Genomic DNA, 6,925 nt, shown 5'->3' on the forward strand with positions numbered 1-6,925 from the left:
ATGATTCACATCCTAGAATTTGTTTGGGTGAGCATTATTCATAAACATCTCGAATACAACAATTCAACAAACTCATGTTGGTTCCGTTCCATCCATTCTTTTCTGATCCGAAGTTGCTTCAACATCAGGTGAAAATAGGAGGCGATGTTCCTTCCGGCCAAATGCTGTCCGATATAGATGCTTAATAATGAAACATAATATAACTGCATAATATAGGGGATCCACTGGATCTCTGCACGGGTTAACCTCATATATTTACGATATTCATCTAAAAACAGCTCGACCTTCGTCAAGGTCTGATCCTCATGCTGAAGAAGATGGTTCAGACAGATGGATAGTTCCCATATCCGGATGTCCTTTGCCGCAAAATCAAAATCCAATACACCGCTCATTTCCCTAGACTGGGGATCGATCAAGAGATTAAAAACTAAAATATCATGATGAACGATTTGCTTAGGCAGTACATTCAGTTCAGCTGCATGGTTAAATCCAGATTCATAGTATCCTTGTAATACAGCTATCTGTTCGGCATCAATCTGAAAAGGAGGGCATGTCAAAAACTCATTAATTTTCGTCTGATTGGATAGAGAATGGAGGTTGTAAAAATCATGGAACGCAATCGCCGGACAAACCGCATCAACAGAATCCGGTTCAAATTGCTGAAGGGCATATGAAATTTCCCCAACTGTCCGCCCATAACTAATCACATCGGAAGTTCTGGATAGATCAGGGATCTCTCCTTCGATAAACCGTGTCAGGGAACCCAGGGAATCTTCGGACAGAACCACGTACTTCGCATCATCCTTACTGGCGACGAAACCTGGAACATCAAACGATAAAGAACAACGCTCCAGATAAGCTGTTAATTCAACCTCAAACCGCAATCTCTCTTCATTCTTCGTATGACGATTGTATATTCTTGCAACGTATTTCCCTTGGCTCATTACGACAATTCGGGAGTCATTCGTCATGCCGAAAGGCACAGTCTCGATCGAATGCACAGGTCCATGAAAATAATGCTGCAACAGCTCCAGAAATAAGTGTTCCAATGTCTACACCTCATTTTTTTCCAGCGCGTTCCCCTTATGATCAATCTTATAAACCCCATCCTGACTCATGGTCTCACTCAGCAACAGCCCTTGATATTCGTGTAACTCGTTCGACACATACTCACGAAGGAATGCTGTCACGTATAGACTAATGGTCCTTTGAACCTGCGATACTTCACCCTCTTTAAACAGTAGGGGAACATCACTGAAGGTCATGTGATTGGCGCCCTCTACCTTTAAACAGGACATATACCCAGACAAATAATAATACAACCCTTCATACCCATCGACAAATCCATTCAAGATCGCTTCTGAAAATTGGGGTTGGAGTTCCTTATGCGTACATTTTTCTTGCCGCATCACCAATAACGGAGTTACGATATCAACTCTATCCTGCAGATGGAGAAGATGAAAGCTGGGATCCAGCAAAACCGCTGCCTTGAAATCCATTTTTCTCTTCACTGCTTCAAATACAGCTGCCCCGCCCAAGGAATGTCCCACCAGACCGATCCGTTCCATATCCATCAATGGGGATAAAAAACAAGACTCCAGCTCTTGCAAATGAGCGGCCGTATACAAAATATCCTCCACTCTTGCCTGTAACAGCTCGTCCCACAGAACAGTATCAGTACTTTCGATGAATGACATCTTTTCCGCTTGTCTGATAAAGCGACCATCAGGATAAATAGAAAACATGGATTCGTCAGTCGCTCCAATCGTTACCACGATAAATCCCTGTTTGACTAAATTTTCGATTTGGAACATGTACATATCTCTTACAATCCCAAAGGCAGGAACATGGAGAATAACCGGGCGTTTCTCAGCTGTATACATGGGCTCGGCTTGATTCACCACCGGAATTCCTATCGATTTAATATGCTCCTCATCCGCACCCATCTCTTTGAGGCTAGCGAGTGCCATTTCATCACAGGGATCAAACAATCGAGCGTACGATGAGACCGTGGGACTCTCTGCATTAGTCTCTGCCGGATAAAATAGACTGATTATGATACTCCTACCCATATCGCTAGAGTCAAAATCCCCCCTTGAGCGATCGTAAAACACATGTACAAACCTTCCTATGTTCATTCACTTCACTCCAGAATAAGGCAGTTATTAACGTTGCGAATATTATCAAGGCCAGAAGGAGCAATGATTCATCTATGCTACTTACATAAGTGGATCTAAGGCCGACCAGAATTAACCACCGGCAGCTGGCAATCCGATGCAATAAATTGATAAAGAGTCATGACACAGCTCCTTCATCTAATGTTAGCATGCCATCGAACGATCCTTACACGCCCTGCTCTTCCCTATAATGACTGACGTCTCCATGCAGGATGATGGAAGGCACCTCATCGGTCAATTCAATCTTGCTCAGGCATGTCGGGTGGATATAGGGCAGATCCCACAGCCGGTCCATGCTTCTCCCTTCAAAATAAGCCATTAACAGCTTGACCACCACAGTATGCGTGACCAGCAAAATGCTGGCGCCTGGATTCGAAGCGACAATATCGACAAGCTTGTTCACCGCACGTTCTCTGACCTCATGAAAAGTCTCGCTGCCCGGGACGCCGAACAGCTCCGGATGATTCCAGAAATGATCCAGCTGCTGAGGATATAATTCGCCGATCCGTTCCTGTGTTTGTCCTTCCCATACGCCCAGATTAATTTCTTTGAATTCATCGCAAGCCGTAACCGGCACATCTCGGTTCCCTCTAATAATCTCTGCTGTATGAAATGCTCTGTTACTGGTACTCGAGTAGATGAGATCGATAGGGTCATGCTGCAAGGCTTCGTCGAGCCATTCCGCTTGCTGAATGCCCAGCTTCGTTAGCGGCGAATCCAAATGTCCTTGAAATCGGTGTTGCACATTCCATTCGGTCTGTCCGTGTCTCACGAGATAGATTGTAGTTGTTTCTTTCATCAATCGTTCCCTCCCTAACTAATATGCAACTCATGGTTCATCGTTAGTTAAATCGAACGGTCTTCTTGACGTATGGCATAAGCCAGCTTGTACAGATCCGCAATATCTTGCCTGCCCGTCTCTTCAAATCGCTTAACGGCTTCCTCCAAATCAACCGCCTCTACCGCGATGACCTGCTCGCCATCTTCAGGATTTAGCGGCTCTCCGACGATGCGTACATCCCCGTAACCTACCAATCGGACAAAATGAGGATGGGGAATATGCGGCCGATAGGGAGTCTTGCTGCTGGATTCACAACGAAACTGGCCGATTACCCTATATGACTCAAGCTCTGCACCCAGCTCCTCTCGAACTTCCCGTCTAAGTCCATCCATATAGGACTCTCCGGGTTCTAGGGTTCCTCCGGGGAGCTCCCAGCTTCCGTCCGCTACCTGAAAAACAATGCAGCGATCCCCGTCAAATGGAAGAATGGTGACATTGCTGACTTTCGATTCTTCGAAATCTTCGCCAAGAGCAAACCTGGCTCGCACTACGCCCCAATGGATATCATTCGAGAGAGCCGGGAACAGGCTCAAATCCGTGTTTTTTCTCATGCACGCAATTCCTTTCGAACTTTCCAAATTCATTCGACCTATGTAGCGCTGTACTCATGAACCATAAGCACCTGCTCCATCGAGCTCGTAAATCCAAGCTCCTGCAGCACGTTTACCAGTTCCTGATGCGAAGCCCGGATGTTGAATGCGGATCGCTTGCAGGCATAGCCGGGTTGTACCATCTCCAGTACCGCCGTCTTCATCACAGCTTCTGCATCGGGGTGTCCTGGAGCGGCCTCACAGCGAAATAGCGTAATTGCTGCCAAACGACCTTTGGCATCGAACACCCGCTTAAACAAACCAAAGCCTACCTGTTCTTCCCCTTCATATACAATAACGCATTCGCCGTCCTTGATACTGGAAGCGTCTGTCTGCCAGACTTCACCGGATCGATAGAAGTCTACGGAGGCAGTCTCCGCCGCTAGGCCTCTGACCAGCGTATACCTTGAAGACGCATCCTGCACACACTGCTCCTCAATGGTCTGTTCATTCGTCATGATGAGAAGCCGGTCGATGATTTCATAACCAACGCTTTCGTAGAGACGGATCGCTGGCGCATTCGTGCTGATCGCCTCTAAATAGGCACGGCGAACGCCTTGTTCTACGTAGAGCTCGGCGTTTTTCTCCATCATGTTTTTGCCGATTCCTTTCCCCCGGAAATCAGGAGCTATCGCTGTCCCGCCGTTACGTGCAATCTTAACGCCATCTTCCTCCCGAAAGCTGTTCATGACGATGCCGGCTGGTACGCCATTCATGTAACAAGCGAGTGATCTCTCCATGCACAGACCATCATTTCCGATACGGGCAATGAAGCGGTCCAGCGGCATCGAAGCGTTAACCATGTATCCTTCAAATGAGTGATTCCACAACTCCGATACTTCCCGAATCGGAAGCTCGCTTAACGGTTTGTATGTAATCATACTTTAATCCTCCTAATTCATGAGCCATGAGTGAGTAAGGCATATTTAGAGTTGCTCTCTATTAAAAACATGCAGGAAGAACACTGAATAAAATACTCAGTCGAGTTCTCCTGCATGCCTTAGCCATGCTTATTTACGATTTAAAGAGCTGCATCGTCTACGCTGTCGAGCCAAGCTTCGATGCTGCCAATGACGGAAGTGACACAGCCATCCTCGAATGGGGAGATCAAGCCTGCCACCTTCACCAATTCGGTGAAGGACTTGCTTCCACCTTGACGGCACAGGTTCAGATAATCTGCCCATGCAGCGGATTGATCCTCATGCATCTTCTTCCAGAACTGGAATGCACAGATTTGAGCCAGCGTATAATCGATATAATAGAACGGCGAACTAAAAATATGACCCTGCTTATGCCAGAAGCCGCCTTGCTCCAGATAGGAATTGTCATCATAGTTCCGGTGCGGCAGATATTTCCGCTCAATCTCACGCCATGCCTGTTTCCGTTCAGCCGGCGTAGCATCCGGATTCTCATAAACAAAGTGCTGGAATTCATCAACGGTGACCCCGTAAGGAATGAAGATAAGTCCGCTTGCGAGATGGTCGAAGCGGTACTTATCCGCCTCATCCTCGAAGAAGCGGTCCATCCACGGCCATGTGAAGAATTCCATGCTCATGGAATGGATTTCGCACGCCTCATAGGTTGGGAATCCATACTCCGGCACCTCAAAACTTCTGCTCTCATACACTTGGAACGCATGACCGGCTTCGTGCGTCAGCACATCAATATCGCCGGAAGTCCCGTTAAAGTTGGAGAAAATAAACGGTGCGCCGTACTCGCTAATATAGGTACAGTATCCGCCGCTCTGCTTGCCTTTTTTGGCAACCAGATCCATCAGGCCGTTCTCCTGCATGAAGGTAAAGAACTCGTGGGTTTCCGGAGATAATTCTTCATACATCTTCGCGCCATGGTTGACGATCCAATCCGGGTCACCCTTCGGTGTTGCGTTCCCCGATTTGAATGAGAAGTTCTCATCGTAGTACAGCAGTTGGTCGACATCGATTCGTTTCTGCTGACGTTCTTTCAGCTTGGTTGCAACGGGAACGATATGCTCCAGCACCTGATTACGGAAATTAGCAACCATCTCCGCGTTATAATCCGTGCGGGCCATGCGGGCATAACCAAGCTCTACATAGTTGTTAAAGCCTAGCTTCTTGGCAATCTTGGTTCTCACCTTAACCAGATCATCATAGATACGGTCGAAGTTTGCTTCGTTCTCAGCCATGAAACCGCTGGACGCCTCCATTGCACGTTTACGCATATTGCGGTCCGTCGATTGCTGGAAAGGAATCAACTGCGACAGGGTACGCTCTTCGCCTTCGAACTGAATTTTAGTGGAAGCGATCAGCTTCGAATATTCAGTCGTCAGTTTGTTCTCCTGCTGCAAGTCCTCAATAATCTCAGGACTGAAGGTTTTGAGGGAAAGCTCTGCCAGCTGGAACAGCTGCCGTCCCCATTTGTCCTCAAGCTGAGCTCTAAATTTCGAATCCACGAGGGCCCGATAATAATCGGTTATGTATTCCTGGATGACGGGTCCATTCTCGTCAAAGAAATCCTGCTCTGCCTTATAGAATTCATCGTTCGTATCAATCGAGTGCCGGATGTACACCAGTTGACTCAGGGTATCCATCTCACTGCGGAGTTTGTTAATGCGGGTCATCGCCTCATCCTGCTCCTCATACGTGCTGGCGGAGGTGAAGGCGTTGAGCTGCTCTTTAAACTTTTGCTCAAAAGCTTTTACGTCGGGGCGTTCATAGCGATATTCGCTGAATTTCATAAGATACACCTGTCCTTTCCCATATAAAAAATACATCCTGGCGTCTGATCGTATGGATTCAAAACACCAAACTATATCTAAATTCTATATGCTCATCACAATATCCTTCACAGGTCTGTCAACAACTCATAACTAAAGTAAAGAGCTTGTAACTGCCCGGAAGTGAGAGCGGCGGTTATGGCCTCCTTCCTTAACATGGCGTTACGATAGGCAGGTTGACTGCTGCCCTGCTGTACAGGTATACCTACACAGCCACTTCAGCGATGTACTTCATTCCAATGCGCTGAAGATTCATGGCTCCAATTCGATCATCATTAGAGCTGTAGCCGCACTCTCTGCAACAGAAGCGGTGTTTTTTCCTGTCGCGGTTCGCTTTGTTCGTATGCCAGCACTTCGGGCATTTCTGAGACGTGTATTTCGGGTTCGCTGCGATCACCTTGGCGCTTGAACGAATCGCTTTGTACTCGATCATCTGACGAAGTTGATAAAACGACCACGACACGGTCTCGTATCGATCTCGGATGCGAACACGCTCTGTCACATGGCGAATGCCCGTTAAATCTTCCACAACGAATAAGGTATTCGCTCCGTACCGGTCAAC

At 47.2% G+C, this 6,925-nt stretch carries 7 protein-coding genes; all 7 read right to left on the reverse strand.

Going from position 1 to position 6,925, the window contains the following annotated elements; all coding sequences use genetic code 11:
• Positions 1–38: 38 nt before the first annotated feature.
• Positions 39–1,049 carry a phosphotransferase gene (locus CRG97_RS21990; RefSeq protein ID WP_098747357.1) on the reverse strand — a complete coding sequence of 337 codons (1,011 nt, stop codon included), beginning with the start codon at positions 1,047–1,049 and terminating at the stop codon, positions 39–41.
• 3 nt (positions 1,050–1,052) lie between these two features.
• Complete coding sequence (locus tag CRG97_RS21995; RefSeq protein ID WP_098747359.1) at positions 1,053–2,138, reverse strand: alpha/beta hydrolase; 1,086 nt, start codon at positions 2,136–2,138, stop codon at positions 1,053–1,055.
• A gap of 205 nt (positions 2,139–2,343) precedes the next feature.
• Complete coding sequence (locus CRG97_RS22000; protein WP_098747361.1) at positions 2,344–2,976, reverse strand: histidine phosphatase family protein; 633 nt, start codon at positions 2,974–2,976, stop codon at positions 2,344–2,346.
• A 47-nt stretch (positions 2,977–3,023) separates the two neighbouring features.
• Complete coding sequence (locus CRG97_RS22005; RefSeq protein ID WP_098747363.1) at positions 3,024–3,569, reverse strand: NUDIX hydrolase; 546 nt, start codon at positions 3,567–3,569, stop codon at positions 3,024–3,026.
• Positions 3,570–3,607: 38 nt separating this feature from the next.
• Entirely contained in the window at positions 3,608–4,489 is an 882-nt protein-coding gene (locus tag CRG97_RS22010; RefSeq protein WP_098747366.1) for a GNAT family N-acetyltransferase, read from the reverse strand.
• A 140-nt stretch (positions 4,490–4,629) separates the two neighbouring features.
• Positions 4,630–6,324, reverse strand: a complete 1,695-nt coding sequence (locus CRG97_RS22015) for a M3 family oligoendopeptidase (RefSeq protein WP_098747368.1) — start codon at positions 6,322–6,324, stop codon at positions 4,630–4,632.
• A 244-nt stretch (positions 6,325–6,568) separates the two neighbouring features.
• Positions 6,569–6,925, reverse strand: a 357-nt coding sequence (locus CRG97_RS33830; protein WP_237566527.1) for a zinc ribbon domain-containing protein, incomplete at its 5' end; no start/stop codon positions are given.

The sequence above is a fragment of the Paenibacillus sp. EZ-K15 genome, from assembly GCF_002573715.1.
Lineage (GTDB): Bacteria > Bacillota > Bacilli > Paenibacillales > Paenibacillaceae > Paenibacillus_AQ.